Annotated in this window: 15 protein-coding genes; 11 read left to right on the top strand and 4 right to left on the bottom strand. The window is 41.0% G+C overall.

Annotated elements, in window-relative coordinates:
- Window positions 1–9: 9 nt before the first annotated feature.
- From NH153_RS20855 to NH153_RS20865, 3 genes are all read right to left on the bottom strand, one after another.
- A complete protein-coding gene (locus NH153_RS20855) occupies window positions 10–1,398 on the bottom strand; it encodes a serine hydrolase domain-containing protein (protein ID WP_156503661.1) in 1,389 nt (462 codons plus the stop codon).
- A gap of 165 nt (window positions 1,399–1,563) precedes the next feature.
- Window positions 1,564–2,745, bottom strand: a complete 1,182-nt coding sequence (locus tag NH153_RS20860) for an NAD(P)-dependent alcohol dehydrogenase (RefSeq protein ID WP_063707483.1) — start codon at window positions 2,743–2,745, stop codon at window positions 1,564–1,566.
- An 11-nt stretch (window positions 2,746–2,756) separates the two neighbouring features.
- Window positions 2,757–3,179 carry a (R)-mandelonitrile lyase gene (locus NH153_RS20865; protein ID WP_063707484.1) on the bottom strand — a complete coding sequence of 141 codons (423 nt, stop codon included), beginning with the start codon at window positions 3,177–3,179 and terminating at the stop codon, window positions 2,757–2,759.
- 185 nt (window positions 3,180–3,364) lie between these two features.
- On the opposite strand from NH153_RS20865, the gene NH153_RS20870 reads away from it, so the two are divergent.
- From NH153_RS20870 to NH153_RS20885, 4 genes are all read left to right on the top strand, one after another.
- Window positions 3,365–4,102, top strand: coding sequence for a DUF4097 family beta strand repeat-containing protein (locus NH153_RS20870; protein WP_063707485.1), 738 nt, complete (start codon window positions 3,365–3,367; stop codon window positions 4,100–4,102).
- 151 nt (window positions 4,103–4,253) lie between these two features.
- Entirely contained in the window at window positions 4,254–4,766 is a 513-nt protein-coding gene (locus NH153_RS20875; RefSeq protein ID WP_063707486.1) for a hypothetical protein, read from the top strand.
- Between the two features lie 42 nt (window positions 4,767–4,808).
- Entirely contained in the window at window positions 4,809–4,994 is a 186-nt protein-coding gene (locus NH153_RS20880; RefSeq protein ID WP_063707487.1) for a DUF1289 domain-containing protein, read from the top strand.
- A gap of 64 nt (window positions 4,995–5,058) precedes the next feature.
- Window positions 5,059–5,853 (top strand): glycosyltransferase family 25 protein, encoded by a 795-nt coding sequence (locus NH153_RS20885; protein ID WP_063707488.1) that lies wholly within the window; start codon window positions 5,059–5,061, stop codon window positions 5,851–5,853.
- A 20-nt stretch (window positions 5,854–5,873) separates the two neighbouring features.
- On the opposite strand, the gene NH153_RS20890 is transcribed toward NH153_RS20885, so the two are convergent.
- A complete protein-coding gene (locus NH153_RS20890) occupies window positions 5,874–7,655 on the bottom strand; it encodes a M61 family metallopeptidase (protein ID WP_063707489.1) in 1,782 nt (593 codons plus the stop codon).
- Window positions 7,656–7,856: 201 nt separating this feature from the next.
- Here NH153_RS20890 and NH153_RS20895 point away from each other — a divergent pair, with 201 nt between their 5' ends.
- The 7 genes from NH153_RS20895 (at window position 7,857) to NH153_RS20925 (ending at window position 16,282) form a co-directional block, all read left to right on the top strand.
- A complete protein-coding gene (locus tag NH153_RS20895; RefSeq protein WP_063707490.1) occupies window positions 7,857–9,392 on the top strand; it encodes a GGDEF domain-containing protein in 1,536 nt (511 codons plus the stop codon).
- Between the two features lie 71 nt (window positions 9,393–9,463).
- Window positions 9,464–10,807, top strand: a complete 1,344-nt coding sequence (gene ppnN / locus NH153_RS20900) for a nucleotide 5'-monophosphate nucleosidase PpnN (protein WP_063707491.1) — start codon at window positions 9,464–9,466, stop codon at window positions 10,805–10,807.
- Window positions 10,808–10,818: 11 nt separating this feature from the next.
- Window positions 10,819–11,592: a flap endonuclease Xni gene (gene xni, locus NH153_RS20905; RefSeq protein WP_063707492.1), complete on the top strand. Its 774-nt coding sequence runs from the start codon at window positions 10,819–10,821 to the stop codon at window positions 11,590–11,592.
- 71 nt (window positions 11,593–11,663) lie between these two features.
- Window positions 11,664–12,047, top strand: coding sequence for a DUF3192 domain-containing protein (locus NH153_RS20910; RefSeq protein ID WP_063707493.1), 384 nt, complete (start codon window positions 11,664–11,666; stop codon window positions 12,045–12,047).
- Between the two features lie 18 nt (window positions 12,048–12,065).
- Complete coding sequence (locus NH153_RS20915; protein ID WP_156503662.1) at window positions 12,066–13,751, top strand: hypothetical protein; 1,686 nt, start codon at window positions 12,066–12,068, stop codon at window positions 13,749–13,751.
- Between the two features lie 215 nt (window positions 13,752–13,966).
- A complete protein-coding gene (locus NH153_RS20920; protein WP_063707498.1) occupies window positions 13,967–14,974 on the top strand; it encodes an isocitrate dehydrogenase in 1,008 nt (335 codons plus the stop codon).
- Between the two features lie 333 nt (window positions 14,975–15,307).
- Window positions 15,308–16,282, top strand: coding sequence for a transposase (locus NH153_RS20925; protein ID WP_063707501.1), 975 nt, complete (start codon window positions 15,308–15,310; stop codon window positions 16,280–16,282).
- Window positions 16,283–16,957: the final 675 nt, after the last annotated feature.

Raw genomic sequence — 16,957 nt, forward strand, 5'->3', positions numbered from 1 at the left:
AAATCTAAATTAGTGACTGACTTTACCCAGTGCTTTTAAAACATCACGGGTAAAGTCATGTTCACTAAAGCCTTTAAGTCCTGCAAGGTCGTACCCTCGCCTAACAATCACTAACTGCTCGCTTGGAATAATAACCAAATATTGACCACGGTTGCCTCGCGCTGCGATGGTGTCGTTTGGTAATTCAGGGAAACGTTCGTTATAAAGCCACCACTGTGCGCCATACCCTGGTGCTGTTTCTGGGGGTTGAGCTGGGGCAGGTTTACTAATATAACTTAACCAGTCTTTTGGTAATATTTGCTCCCCTTGCCAGCGGCCATTATTGAGGTGTAATAGCCCTAAGCGAGCAAGATCCCTTGAGGTAGTCCACACTTGCGATGACAAAATAAAGTCACTTTGCCAATCTGACTCTAAAAATGTGTGCTGCATACCGATTTTATCGAGTAAATTGTCATACGGATAACGCAAATAGCTCGCCTCATCGTTGAACGTTTCTCGTAAGGCACGTAGCGCTAACATGGTGTCATTATTGGCGTATTTCCAGCGGCTACCTGGCTTTACTTCTAATGCGGTATGCGTTGCAGTATCAGACACTAAACCGCCGCCCATATACACACGGTCTGTCCGGTTGCCCGCTTTATTACTGTCTAAGCCTGATGCCATGTGAAGCAAATTTTCAAGGGTAATTTCGCCACGAGGGTCAAGCGGGTGAGACCAGCTTTCAAGCCCCGCAGGCTTTGTAACATCAAGTCGTTTTTGTGCTACCGCCACACCAATGATGCTCGCGCCAATACTTTTTGCAACAGACCAAGTACGCTGTGCGGTTTCTGGGGTAAAGCCTGCTTTATATTGCTCTGCTAAAATCGCCTCAGGGCTTGCTATTAAAATTGCTGAAGTGCGTGCGCCTTCACCATAATGACGAGTAAAAGCCTGAGCAATAACCTCATCAAGCGCCTTATTACCCGTTGCTTTATTAACACCATTTAACGTTTGCCAAGGCTTACCATCATCCTTTTGGTAGGCTAAATTTTCTTTAAACGGTGCTTGCACGAGTGTTGCAGCTTTAAGGCTTGCCCCTACGGGTAAATCAACACAGCCTAAACGAGGACGCCACACCGATATGCGCTGTTTATCTTTATCGTAATCAACAATGACTCGCTTGTGCTCAGTATCAATGTTCGCTTGCATTGTTTTTACGGTGTCTGCGATTAAAGGGTAAATACCGGTAAGTTCATCAATATCGATTTGATCTTTGCTTTTACCAGCGTTAAACGTGGCACTACAGGTAAAATTGGCGACGTACCCAGCGGCATAGGCTTTTAAGGTTGTATCTGTTTCTTCGCTACAAACAAAAAAGCTGGTGCACAACAACGTACTTAGGAAGGTTATTCTTTTCATTATTACTCCTTGGGGGCCAAAGAGTTTAAATTAGCAAAAGAAAAAAATAATGATATGTTTTTACGTCAGTATTCGCTCTGTAAGCGACAAATCACCGAATAAAAAAGGGACAACAAAAAACGCCATACTGGGTATGGCGTTTGGCTTACTCAATCTAAAAATTATTTAAAATGTTGAGGCATCAATGACATAACGATAGCGCGCTTTTTTATCCACCACGCTTTGCCATGCATTATTGATTTCAGAGGCTTTGATTAACTGGGTTGCTGGCAGAATATTATTCTTAGCACAGTAATCAACAACGTCTTGCGTTTCTTGCATATCACCAATTAACGAAGCATTAAAGTTTACGCGGCTTGCAGCCAATGCTAATGCATTCATGTTTAATGAAAATTCTTCTGGCATCCCCACTTGGGTGTAGGTGCCAAATGGTTTTACTAATGAAGCATATTTAGCGACATCATATTTCACTGGCAAGGTATTAATTAAATAATCAAGCTGTGACTTATGTTCGTTGTAAGCGTCTTCACCGTCCACAACAACCACTTTAGCGCCAAAGGCTTTAATATCGGCTACTTTGTCTTTAGAGCTAGTGAACGCGTAGACATCAGCACCTTGCGACACAGCTAATTTAACAGCTAAGTGTCCAAGCCCACCAATACCAACAACACCTACTTTATCGCCTTTTTTCAAGTTGAATTTAAGCAGCGGAGAATACGTTGTAATGCCGGCACATAATAAAGGAGCAGCATGCTCTAAGCTCATGTTTTCAGGAATATGCACTGCAAAATGATCGCGAACAACAATGTTATTCGAGTAACCACCTTGTGTGATACCCGTCGGTGAGCGCTCATCAGGGTAGCCATAAGTGAATTTTGTTTCTGGGCAATATTGCTCGCCTTGATCTTTACAGCTATTGCAGTCAAGACAGCTATCAACCATACAACCTACACCAGCACGGTCGCCCACTTTAAACTTAGTCACATTCTTACCGACCGCAGTTACGATACCTGCAACTTCATGACCCGGTACTTGAGGGTATTGCTGTGCGCCCCAATGGCCTTTCATCTGATGAATATCTGAGTGGCAAATACTGGCGAATTTAATTTCGATTAAAATATCGTTATCACCAACTGGGCGTCTTTCAAACTCCCATGGTTTTAGTAAGCCTGAATTATCAAAAGCCGCATAGCCTCGAGATTTTATATTGCCATTTGCAAGCTGCTCAGATGATGCTGCAAACGAAGGCGCCGCAAAGCCACCTAATAACAGGCCTGCGCCTAAAGCTGAACTCGTTTTAATAAAATTACGACGTGATAAGTCTTGCGTTTCATGTTTGTCACACATTCCAATGTACCTTATGCTAAATAATCTTCATCAGAAACAGCTTCGAACCAATCAACAGGTTTACCATCCAGTGCTTCTTGAATTGCTACGTGCTTCATTGCACTATCAGCTGTTGCACCATGCCAGTGCCTTTTTCCGCAGTTACACCAAATTAAATCACCTGGATTGATGACTGTTTTCTCACCACCCTCGCACTGTGTCCAACCTTGACCTTCTGTAACTAATAAAACTTGGCCGAGTGGATGAGAATGCCAATTGGTGCGAGCACCTTTTGAAAACTCCACCACAGCAACACCAACGCGTGCAGGTGCAGGGGCATTAAATAAAGTACTAATTTGCACTTTACCTGTGAAACATTCGGCTGGCCCTGCAATTGGATCTTGAGAACCTGACTTAATCACTTGCATATCGTTTGTTTGCGCTGAATCACTCATGTGTTTCTCCTTGGCTTGCTTAGGTTATGGTCTACTATTTCAGTCTAAAGCATCGCGAAAAACCATAAATGCCTGAAGCTCGCGCATTCTTGCCTATTTGTGTAAAGAATTTTTAAACCCTTTAAACCTTTTTATCAGCACCTGCGACTAAGCTAATAACACCACACATTTGAAAGGGAAGAACCATGTTAAGTACAGTAAAAACACTCTCACTCATTGCCGCAGGCTTATTATCAGCACAGACATTTGCTTGGGGTGAAATGCCTCTACAAGCAACTAAAAACCTAACGCTAGATGCAGCATCATTAAGTGCTTTAAAAGTAGAGGCAGGCTCAGGTTTTTTACACATTACCGGTAGTGACAGTGATCAAGTGACCGTTAAAGCCGAGATTTATCAAGAAAAGCCACATGATGAGTATTGCTTAACGCTTGAAGCTAAAGATAAGCGTGCTGCGCTAAGTGCAGGCCAATGTGAATATCAAAACAACAAACAAACTCGCATTGATTTAACTGTTTCGATCCCTCGTTCATTTAATGTTGATGTGCACGATGGGTCGGGTGAAATTATTATCAGCAAAGTCGCTAATACAGTGATCAACGATGGTTCAGGGTCGATTACAGCGAATGACATTACAGGCACATTAGAAATCAATGATGGTTCGGGTAGCATTGATGTCCGTAATGTAAGCCATGATATTAAAATTCATGACGGCTCTGGCAATATTAATGTTGCTAAAGCACAGGGCAATATTGAAGTACACGATGGCTCAGGCGGTATCGACTTAAATGATATTTCGGGTGATGTTGTCGTTTCAGATGGTTCGGGCAGCATTCGCGTTGATACCGCAGCAAACTTTGAGTTACTAAGTGATGGTTCTGGCTCAGTAAAAGTGACCAACATTGCTGGTAAAACTAAGATTTAAGCCCACGCTTCACCGTTATCAGCAACTAAAATGCCTTCCTTTGCGAAGGCATTTTAAATTGTAATCACCAATCTTTATTAGCATTTTTACAAGGGCTTAGGTATCCTTTAGGAAACGTTTAAGGAACTGCTATTTAAAAGGATAGCCTGATATGAAAAAGCCACTCGCCGCCTTACTAACTGGCCTTGTTTTAACTGGTTGTACAGGACTGACAACTGAACAACAAGCGGCCATTGATAACCTAACCCCTTGCGAGAAAATCAATGCCCTATTAGGTGCTTACGACAACCGCTTTGAAGGCTTAAAACGTAGCCGTGTAAATACTAAATACATGGAAACATGGACAGCAAAATACAACCTTATTGCCGATAACTGTCAAATCACAGCGCTTGATAAAGACAATGTCACCTACCGCTGTGTAGGCAACTATGAGCAACAACAGCAAGCTGTCGCTGATCACACCCGTGCGGTTAATTTTACCCAAGCGTGTTTAGCAGGTAATAACTGGCATCAAACACAAAAAGAGTCTGCTGAATCGTTACGCACCACGTTTGTACTTGACGAAAACAACCCTGTTATTTCAATTCACTCGGGTAAAACCCTGTCGCGGAAACAGCCTTGGTCTACCACCCTTGAAATTGGTAAGCCAGTTGAAGGTAAGTAATACACTTTGGAAGGCTAATAGACATTAGCCTTCACATTAACTATGACAAAATCAAAAATACCAACCAGCCACTTTAAAACAGATTGCATCGGTCAATGTCATCGCCTAAACGGCTTTTGTACTGGCTGTGGTCGCAGTAATGATGAAATTTTTGATTGGATCATTTTATCCGAGCAAGAAAAACAAGCGATTTTAAACACTCCCCGTCCTGACATAAAAGCGAAATAGTTCTGACACCCAAGCGTCATTAAAGCTTGTTAGCCTGATTAAAACTGACCATCAGGTAACGATAATGACCGCTATTTTTGTAATCAACTTAGCAAGCTCTACTGAACGATTAAACCGTGTAAGCCATGAGCTCAACGCACAAAATTTGGCATTTGAACGCCTTGATGCAATTGATGGCAGGACACTGTCGGATTCAGCGATTGCCCAGTATTACAGTGCTGATTTAAACCTGAAAAAATATCATAAGCCCTTGAGTAAGGGTGAAATTGGCTGCTACCTGAGTCACAGAAAAGCATGGCAAACTATTGTCGATAGGCAGTTAGAATACGCGATTATTTTAGAAGATGACTTTGTTCTCGACCGCTCAATTCACAGTGCAATTGAAAACATAAATACTTTGAAACAGCCTTGGCAACTAATAAAGTTGGCAGCTTATAAAGACCGTAATCGCGACATTGCTTTTACAAAACCCCTTGCTGATGAGCAACATTTAGTTATTCATAAAAAGCTTATGTCTGGCTGCTGTGCAACGGCTGTTAGTTTGGCCGGAGCAAAAGCGCTATTAAAAGCCACTGCCACATTTGGCCGCCCCGTAGACTGCGATTTACAGCACGTTTGGGAAACTGGCGTATATGGATACTCTTTACTGCCCTACCCGGTATCACAACCCGATAATTCACAAAGCGATATTCGTGATAGATCAAGCAAAGTTAAAAAGTCGTTTTGGCGACGTAAAAAGCAGCAACTTCACAGTGCACTATTAAACGCACAATACACAAAGCAGTTTGTAAAAGCGCAGCAAACACCGAACAAAAAGAAAGGAGCCGCAGCTCCTCTCTTACCAATCAAAAATCATTAACGAGTTATTTTGCTTGGCTGTTATTTAGCTTGATTTGGGTGGTCAACACCCATCCATGCTTTAAACAATGCCATTTGAGCTGGTGTTGCATCTTTTAATGCTTTGACCTTTTTCTCTTTATCAAAATCTTCGCTCAGTGTCAGTGTCGTGCTTTGAAGTGCATCACGTCTAATGAAATCAACAGTGACTGTGTCGCCTGCTTTGAATGTTTCAAGGCTGGCTGTTAAATCTTTACCCACATGCTTTTTGTTGAACGCGACAATTTTATCATCTGTCGTTAAGCCCGCTTGCCATGCAGCGCCACCACGACGAACATGAGTCAGAGTTAGTAACTCACCGCTATCTTTTGCCATAGAATCAATACTCGGTACTGATTTTGCGCCTTCTGGGCGAGTTAAACCTAAACCGACTTTTGCAAGTAGCGAATCAAAGTCGATAGCAGCTGGCTCATCCACATTCGCTTGCCACCAAGCACTGTAATCGCGACCTGTTAGCTCTTTTAAAATCGCTTTTACATCATCAGGGGTAAAGCCATCTGGTAAACGATGCTTGTTGTAAAGTGCACGGTGAACATCGCGGTAACTGATTTTGCCATCGCTTTTTTCTAGCAAATCAATATCAAGTGCCATTGAGATCAATGAACCTTCTAAATAGATATTGGTGCTGTAGTTACGAGCGTGGTCGCCGCCTTGGTTGATCCACTTATCAAAGCTTGTTTCGGTTGCACTTTGCACTTCACGACCTGGTGTTTGTAAGTGACGATTAATCGTTTTTGTTAACGTACCAAAGAACTCATCCGTTGTTTCAATACCCGAGCGCACCATTAAGTGATCTTCAAAGTAGCTGGTTGAGCCCTCTGCAATCCATAATGTTTTTGCGTAGTTAATATTGGTGTAGTCGTACGGTGCAATACCTTTAGGACGGTACGCTTTCACGTTCCACGTATGAATAAATTCGTGTGCTGCGGTGCTGATAAACGCAAGGTAATCTTTGCGAGAACCAAAACGGTCACGTGGGCGCTGGATAATTGTTGAGTTTAAATGCTCTGTGGCACCGCCGGCACCTGACGTAGCATGAACCATAAATACATAACGCTCATACGGGTAACCATCCCAAATAACATTACCCGTAGTAACTAGCTTTTTAAGGTCGGTTAGCATTTTATCTACGTCGTAGTTGCCATCACCCCAAATAACGAGTTCGTATTCACGGCCATCAACGGTGAACTTATGTAGCTCATTGATGCCACTTTCGATTGGTGAATCGACTAAGATATCGTAATCAGCGGCTTTAAAGCTGTGTTTAGAACCCGCGTTTTCCATTCCCGATACTGAACGCCATGCTTTTGGTACATTTAGCTTTACGGTTACCGGGTCTTGACGGAATGATTCACTGAACATGAAAAAGCCCGATGCATCAATAAATGCATGGCTGTCATCAATGTGACGAGCACGTTTACCTAGCTCGTTTGCGTACACTTGGTAATCCACATTAACTTGAGTTGGCTCATTTAGGTGAACACGCCAAGTGCTGTGATCAATTTTTTCCCACTTTAGTGGTTTACCGTCATCGTCTTTTGCTTCGAAAAAGCGTATGCCATTGGCAAGGTTTAAAATTTCGTAACGACCAGTTCGCCATGCAGGTAGTTTAATATCTAAATGTGCTTGAGCAGTTTGGGGAAATTCAACACTCACATTACCTAGATGATGCTCAGGCTGAGTAATAGACAGTGAGTAGTTTACATCTGCAAACGCACTGCTAGAACAGGCCGCCAAAATAGACATTGCCAAAAACTTTTTCATAACAACTCTTTTTATTACTATCAAAATTGCGAAATAGCCTAACAATTGCGAGAAAAAATGTGAATTAAAAACCGATAAACTGCCATTGCAACAAGTTTGATAGACAAAATAGCTAAGTTTTTGACTTGGAACCTACATTTCGTATTAATTTGTTGTAAACTTAGCGTATAGCAATTTGAATCTTGATGGCGGTATTACTAGGTGCAGCAGCAGCATGATGTTCTTAATAAAAAGTTAAAGCAAGCGATCGACGCTCGAACAGTGGTCGAGGACGCGCGCAAGCATCAAGTTGATGTACTTTCTCAGTTCGCAGCGAAACTCTCGCTCAGCTGTAAAGGACTAGACATTGAGTTAGACAATCGTTTAGCTAAATTCAGAAATGCCCTTAAGAAAGGGGTTAAGTTTGAATTGCTGACGCCATTTATCGATGACGTGCTTGGCCTATTAAGGCAACAAGAAACCAAGCAGATGACATTGCAACGCGAATTGAACCAAAGCGTTACAGATGCAGGTAAACAGCTACAAAAAGTAAAAGGCTTACCTGATGATGCCCGTCGCTCATTACGCTATTTACTCGATCATGAATTAAATAATATTCAGTCTAATCATGACTTTGTACCACTACTTTCAAAGCTAGTGGTTATCTATCATCAAGCCCTTCAAGCTAAGCTTGCAACAACAAGTACAGCTGAGGCGCAAATTAAACCTGAACTTGCTAGACAGCTACTAACCCTAGCAAATGACTTAGTGCTTGAAGATGAAAGTGCCGAGCAAATTAAGACTATCAAAAGTCAAATTACTCATAATGATAGTGTTGACGACCTGCTTGATTCGGCGCTGAACATTATCAGCATTGTCACGCGTAATATGAGTAAAGAGCGCCAATCTGCTCAAAGCTTTTTGATCTCTTTAAATCAAACAATCGAAGATTTACATCATTCTATTGTTTCTACCAGTAAGCATTCAGAATCACTCAGCGCTGAATACGAAACGCTTAACAAACAAATTGAAGCAAAGATTAAAAACTTGCACACGCAAACGCAGCAAGCCACGTCTATTTCTTCGCTTAAAGAGCTAGTAGAAGAAGAGTTAAAATCATTAAGTGATGATTTAATTGCAAAAGAAAAACTAGAACAAGCAGAACGCGAGAACTTACTTGCAAGCTTTAACGATATTAATAGCCGCATTAGTCATTTAGAAACAAAGCTTTCGACCTACAAACAGCGCCTCAATGAGCAGCGCTTTAAAAGCTTACTCGATGGCCTAACTAAGTTGCCAAACCGTGCTGCGTTTGATGAGCGTTTTAGTCATGAATTTAACTTATTTAATGTGCAAGAATCAGACATTACCTTTGTGGTGATAGATGTTGACCACTTTAAATCAATCAATGACAAATATGGCCACAGTGCTGGTGATAAAACGCTGCAAGTGATTGCTAAAGCACTACAAAAATCAATTCGTAAATCAGACTTTATTGCCCGTTACGGTGGCGAAGAGTTTGTGTTATTAATGACAGGAATGTCGATTGAAAATGCCGCTATGCCGCTTGAAAAACTGCGCAAAACAATTCAAGGCATTCCGTTTAAATTTAAAGATAAGCAAGTAGAAATCACCATTTCTCTTGGTGCAACCCAATTGAAAAAAGGTGATACCCCGCTGATTGCCTTTGACCGTGCAGACGAAGCACTATACAAAGCCAAGAACGAGGGACGAAATAAAGTTTGCATTAGCAAATAAAGGCCTCACCTACTAAGTGAGGTCTTTGACACACAATGATAAAGGCTCATTGACGAGCCGGGAGAGTGCTTATGTTAAAACAACTGAATCCTACAGGTGTACTGGATTTACTATCGCAACTAGAAGTTGATCTACTCGAACAATCATCCACCAGCGAGCGCTATAAATTATTTAGGAACTGTGTGCTCGCGGTTCTCAATGTGGGCAGCCACACCGACTCAAGCTCTGAAATTTACAATAAATACGAAGACTTTGATATTCGCTTATTAAGCCGCGAACGTGGGATTAAAATCGAACTTGAAAACCCACCTGAATCTGCTTTTGTTGATGGCGAAATTATTACCGGTATTCATGAACATATCTTCTCGGTTATTCGCGATATTCTGTTTATTTGTCAAAAGTACGAAAAAGATTTAACAGAGCAAAAAGCCATTACTCATATGGTCTTTGATATGCTGCGAAACGCAGGTGCGCTAAGAGTAAATAGCGACCCAAGCATGATAGTTTGTTGGGGCGGCCACTCCATTAACGAAGTTGAATACAAATACACCAAGCAAGTTGGTTATGAGCTTGGCCTTCGTGGCTTAAATATTTGTACTGGCTGTGGCCCTGGGGCAATGAAAGGCCCGATGAAAGGTGCCACCATTGGTCATGCCAAGCAGCGTATTACGAATAATCGTTACTTAGGTTTAACTGAACCAAGTATTATTGCTGCTGAGCCGCCTAACCCGATTGTAAACGAGCTAGTGATTTTACCAGATATCGAAAAGCGTTTAGAGGCGTTTATTCGTACAGCTCATGGCATTATTATTTTCCCTGGTGGTGCGGGTACCGCAGAAGAGCTGTTATACCTTTTAGGTATTTTGCTTCACCCAGATAACGAAAAGCAGTGTTTACCTGTGATCTTAACTGGCCCTAAACAAAGTGAAAATTACTTTATTGAGCTGTGTAAATTCGTTGAGAAAACACTGGGTAAAGCTGCACTTGATAAGTTTGAAGTGATCATTGATGACCCAGAACGCGTTGGTAAAACGCTTAAAGCCAAAATGGCTGAAGTACGTGAATACCGTAAAAGCCAAGGTGATGCTTATTACTTTAACTGGACACTTAAAATCGATCATGATTTCCAACAGCCGTTTGCACCAACACATGCTAATATGTCGGGCTTAGATTTACATTTAGATCAACCCACTCAGCAACTCGCAGCAAATTTACGCCGTGCGTTTTCAGGCATCGTGGCTGGTAATGTTAAAGATGAAGGCTTACAAGCCATTAAGCAACATGGCCGCTTTGTGCTAAGTGGCGAACCCGCGCTTATGGCTGATATGGACAAACTGCTGGCAGCATTTGTTGAGCAAGGCCGTATGAAGTTACCTGGCAGTAAGTACATTCCTTGCTATGAGATCAAAGCCTAACAGGAGCTAATGTGACAACCCAATTACTTTTAATAGATGCGCTAAATCTTATTAGGCGCATCTATGCTGTTGATAGTAATCAGAGTCATCACAGTGAAGAACATATGATAAAAGCAAGCTGTGCCCGCGTGGCACATGCTTGTAAAAAATTACGCCAGCAGTGTAATGCGACTCATGCTATTGCCGTGTTTGATGGCGAGAAAAGCTGGCGCTATCATTACTTCGAGGCATACAAAAGTACACGTTCACCAATGCCTGACACCCTCAAGCAAAACTTATCACGCTTTAAACAAGCAATTGAAGACACTGGCATTGTGGTGTTTTCACCTGATAACGATGAAGCCGACGATATCATTGCCACCCTTGCTCACAAAGCCGCGACTAACAATGTAGCTTCGACAATTGTTTCTACCGACAAAGGGTTTTTACCGTTTTTATCTGAGCAAATTGCAATTTTTGATTACTTCAAAAAGCAATACATTGAGCTTGAAGATATCAAGCAGCGCTTTGATGTACCAAAGCATCGACTTGCTGATTTTTGGGCTTTAGCTGGTGATAAAACCAACGATATTCCGGGCGTTAAAGGGATAGGTAATAAGTCGGCGCAGCAACTAATAAACGATTATGAATCAATAGAAGCAGCCATTAACGATGATGAGCTCAACCCAACTCTAAAACGCAAGCTGAGTTCAGAAATGGACATGTTTGTGATATCCAAAAACCTCGTTATGCTGCGTACCGATATTAACTTAGGCTTTAGTTTAAAGCAGTTAAGGCTCAATTAGTCGCAATCTCGTAGCACAGTTTGCTAACTGAGCGTATACTGAAAATTCGCGTTAGTTTTATAGAGTTACACATGTTTAAAAAGGTTTTCCAATATCTGGTACTTGGGTTAGGTGTTTATGCACTGATAGCAACCCTTGTGATCACTTTTTATAAAGATGATCCGCAAGCCATGATCTGGCAAGACCGTGAAGCTTTTAATAAACGCTACATCGCAAAACTAACGATTGATAAGCCTGAAAACCTTAATGCGGTGCTTGATTATTTAGGCAGCCCCGATCTAACCTATGCTAAACGAGTCAAAGACAATGTTTGGCAGATTATTTTTTACCGCACTCAGCATGTTAAATCTGATGGGATAACCACCATAGATGAATGCACAGGCCTACTTTTTAAAAATGGTCAGCTGGTATTATGGGGGCCAAGTGCCTATGAAAGCTATCAACAAGAAACCTAACCGCTTATGATGGAAAACGTGACGCCACGGGAATTGGCACGCTTATTTGATAGTACGCACCAGCTACTTAAGCTTTATCATCAAAAGCAAAAATGGTCACAAATTTTCCCTTTATTAAGTAACCTTGCTGAGCGGTATTACCTAATATACCAAGCTTGCCCAAAAGGGATGCAAGCGCAACTAAGCCTGTATGTATCAAACCACGGCTACACCACAAATTTAGTCGTAAACCAATGTGTTATAGCTTGTATATTGTGTCGTAGTCTTAACTACAACCAAGCTATTAGTGAACAAATTATTAGCTGCTGTTTAGCAAACTATCTTTGCGTGCAATCCCAAAGTAATAAATTGGCCGCAGGTCAGGCACTGACGCATCAAGATAAAAAGCTTTGGCAGTGTCGCCATCAGTTAGCAGCAAAATTGCTAAAAGACTCAGGCCCACATACACTCTCGATTCAGCATTTATTAGCGCGTTTAAATAAATATAAGCAAGCCCTATTAAGCGCGCCAAAAATTATGATTTACGATGGCGCAACAACCCTAGTTGCTTTGGCTAATATTATTGCCATGAATACGACTTATCGCGAATCAGGTGGTCACATTAGTGTGCATAAAGCCTTAGCTGATATTTATTTGCGGACACCAAACGAGTTTGCTCAAAATGCAATAAAAGCACTGATTGCGCATATTGGCCCTTATATTCCAGCCAGTGAAGTAAAGTATGCGGAACAAGTGCTTATCTATTTAACCACTGATGAACATGGTCGCCATATTTTGGTTGATGCCAGCCGCCCTGAAAAGATTCGCTGGCATCGCTTTAAAGCAAATCTAACCATATTTGATAAACAAAGACCTTGCCAAGACACTCGTTTGCTATACACAGTATGGTTTAGTGAAAACATTAACTTTGCTGAGTCACAACCACTTAATCAGCAGCGCAGGCAGCACTATTTAACGTTAATCAGTGCGCTAAAAGTATCAAAAGAATACAGCTACAGTGGCTTAAATAAGCTTTTGAGCCCCTACCCTGAATTGATTACGCAACTTACAATTGCTGTGAAGCCATACAATAAAGAACAGCAAAGAGCCAAAGATTTACGCCATTGTTTATCAATGGTCGGATACGATAACGCCCCTGCAATTATCCAAAAAGTCTTGTTTCAGCGTTTAGTTGCAACCACATCGCACCCGCTTTTTCAGCATATTTCTAAACGCCTAGAAAATATGGTGCGAATTATTCAGGCGCTATTTAAACACTCAGAGACCGTTCAATTTGAGCAGGTTGCTTTACCTTTATATGCTTATGTTTTATACCTTTGTGAGCATCAAGCAACGAGCCTTTCTCGCAAAACCGTATTTGAGCAGGCCGAAGAGCAGGTAATAAGCCCACCACTTGCCTGTTTATTTGGAGTAAACCACCTAGATCAGGCTCCTTTGACAGAGTATTTAAATCAACTGATTGGTGATAATAGCTGGACACAGCATTTACTTGGCAGTGAGCAACAAAAGAAACAACAGCTTGATATCAATGAAAAGCATTGGGTCGCGATTAAGCTATTTACCTATTACGTTTTTCAGCCTAAGGCGCTGTTTAGTAGTTGGCAAGAACAGATTATTTTCGACAGTTTATCGGCTGCTGGTTGGCACTCAAAAGCAAATTTTTATGCATATCTGAAAAACTGTGAATTTGCAGACAATTTTTAGAATGTGTTGTTAAAAAGTGCGAAAACGTTAAATAAATATGAACTTTAGTCTGTTTATAGTCAGTATTCACAGGATAAACTGGCAAAAAGCTGAATAAATTGCTATAAAAGCCGCTTAAATTTTCAAACACATCCACGTAAACCTTCTAACAAGTAAATCGCATGCTATTTCGCGACGAGTTTACGTGTTTATCTACTCATAAATAGGAAAAGTAAATGGCTAAACAAACCATCACAGTGATCAAAGGCGACGGCATTGGTCCTAGCATTATTGATTCAGCACTTGAGATCCTTAAAGCTGCAGGTTGCGATTTTGATTATGAATTCGTTGATGCTGGCCTTGCTGCCCTAGAAAAAACTGGTGAGTTACTTCCGCAAGAAACAATCGACACAATCGCGCGTAACAAGATCACTTTAAAAGGTCCATTAACGACACCAGTAGGTGAAGGTTTTACATCAATCAACGTAACTTTACGTAAAAAGTTTGGCCTTTATGCAAACGTTCGTCCTGTTAAATCATTCGCAGGTACGCAAGCTCGTTACGACGATATCGATATCATTACAGTTCGTGAAAACACGCAAGGTATGTACTCAGGTCTTGGCCAAGTTGTTTCTGAAGATGGTAACGAAGCAGAAGCAATGTCAAAAATCACCCGTGAAGGTGCTGAAAAAATCGTCACTTTTGCATACGAACTAGCGGTTCGTGAAGGTCGTAAAAAAGTAACGGCTGTACACAAAGCTAACATCCTTAAATCAACATCTGGTTTATTCTTAAAAGTTGCACGTGAAGTCGCTGAGCGTTACCCACAAATCGAATCAACTGAAATGATTGTTGATGCAACATGTATGAAACTAGTTATGACTCCTGATGAGTTTGATGTAATCGTTACTACAAACTTATTCGGTGACATCTTATCTGATCTATGTGCTGGTCTTGTTGGTGGTCTAGGTATGGCTCCTGGCGCAAACATTGGTGAAGATGCAGCTATCTTCGAAGCTGTACACGGTAGCGCACCAGACATCGCTGGTAAAAACCTTGCAAACCCAACATCAGTGATCTTAGCATCTATCCAAATGCTAGAGCACCTAGGTATGGCTGACACTGCAGAGCGTATCCGCAGCGCTGTTGCTGATGTTATCAAAACAGGCGACCGTACAACTCGCGACCTTGGCGGCAGCCACGGTACTACAGACTTCACTCAAGCTGTAATTGAGCGTCTATAAGAGAACTCTTGTTTAAGGCTTATTAGAAGCAAATAACCCTTAAACACCTCTTTATCAAAAGCCAGTCTCCGACTGGCTTTTTTGTTGCCCTACATTATTGGATTCTTATTTGGACATCCACTTTTATCTAACAAGATCTAAAAATGGATTCTTATTTGGATATCCACTTTTATCTAACAAGATCTAAAAACATAACTACACATAAATAGACACCCATTTTTACCCTTTGTTCTTCCACAAGACTAATAGACTAAATAGACATTCAACTTAATATTTCTCACTTCTCTAAATTATGGCTAAACTTAAATTGTTCAACTCATGGAGGAGAAGAGCATGGCAACCCCACGTAGAAACTTAATTAGCGTTTCAAACACCCCCTACTATCACTGTATTTCACGCTGTGTTCGTCGCGCTTATTTGTGCGGACTAGATCCACTAACTGGACGTTCATATGAACACCGGCGCGATTGGGTTGAAAACAAACTTCTTCAACTTGGCAGGATATTTTGTATTGATATTTGCGCCTACGCTGTTATGAGTAACCACACGCATTTGGTCCTTCACATCGATATAGCAAAAGCAAAGCGTCTGAATAATAAAGCAATTCTGATTAGGTGGCATAAGGTATTTAAAAGTACATTCTTATGTCAACGATTCTTAAATGGCGAATTACTAACACAAGCCGAACTCGTTGCGGTTAATGCCAGAGTTAATTTATATCGAGAACGACTCAGCAGTATTAGTTGGTTTATGCGTGTGCTTAATGAGAGCATTGCACGAAAAGCGAATCTAGAAGATGGATGCAAAGGGCGGTTTTGGGAAGGTCGCTTTAAATCACAAGCTTTACTTGATGAAGCTGCACTTGCCGCTTGCCTTGCGTATGTTGACCTAAACCCTGTAAGAGCAAAAGTGGCTGATTTACCCGAAGATTCTGACTACACCAGTATTAAATCTAGAATTAATGCAGCTCAAAATAATAAACAACCAAAATCACTAATGCGCTTTGCAGGTAAACCACGCAAACACATGCCTAGAGGGCTAGCATTTGAGCTCAAAACATATCTAAAACTTGTTGATTGGACGGGCCGCTCAATACGAGAAGATAAGCCAGGGAAAATCTCAGAAGATGCGTTACCAATTCTTGAAAGACTAAATATTTGTAGTGATAACTGGCTTACACTCACCACCTCTTTTACACGTTCATTTAAAAATACAGCGGGTAAAGAGCAAGCTATAACTACTTATACAAATCACATGAAACGAAAACGAAGAAGCTCTATAGCAAATAGCTTAGCCTTATTTGCTTAATTGAGCATTCGACACTAGAAATCAATCTTACAGATCCAATCCTTTTCATTCGAGAGGCAAAATGACTTATGCAACTAGAGCTATCCAATCTGCAAAACTCAAGAATATTTCAGCACATAAGGCTGAAATTTAATTGATGACAATGAAAAATCACTACTTTCCTAGCAATTCAACTTGTTCGCAATAATTCACATCTATATTAAGCTGCATCATATTAAAAATAAGTTGACTGTCTTTCTAAAAATTAATCACGCGTATCATCGCGAGGTGTTAAATTGGGTGTCTAATTATAAAAAAGAAACCGATTCTGATAGTAGCTAAGTTATGCAAGGCAGTAATGTAAATGCATTATCTATTGGTGTAGTTAGCAATTTGCCACACGAACAATTCAACGCATAGTTCCACCCCAAAATAATGGCAATTAAGCGCCTGGATGCAACAAAAATATCAAAAAATCGAAATAAAGAAAAATTAATGCAAAAAACCACATTTGCGGTTGACATCAGTTTCCAAAACGCTTAAAAATACTCCTAACATTTTTTAAACAGCAGCCATCTAGTCGGCTGTGCATTTTTTAGAAGAAAATTAAAAAATAATGAATATTCGCCGTCACCTTTTAGTCGTCAACGTTCTCGTACTGGTCTTAGTTACAAGCCCAGCGGGTGGCTATTAAAA

This window comes from Pseudoalteromonas gelatinilytica, from assembly GCF_001641615.1.
GTDB lineage: Bacteria > Pseudomonadota > Gammaproteobacteria > Enterobacterales > Alteromonadaceae > Pseudoalteromonas > Pseudoalteromonas gelatinilytica.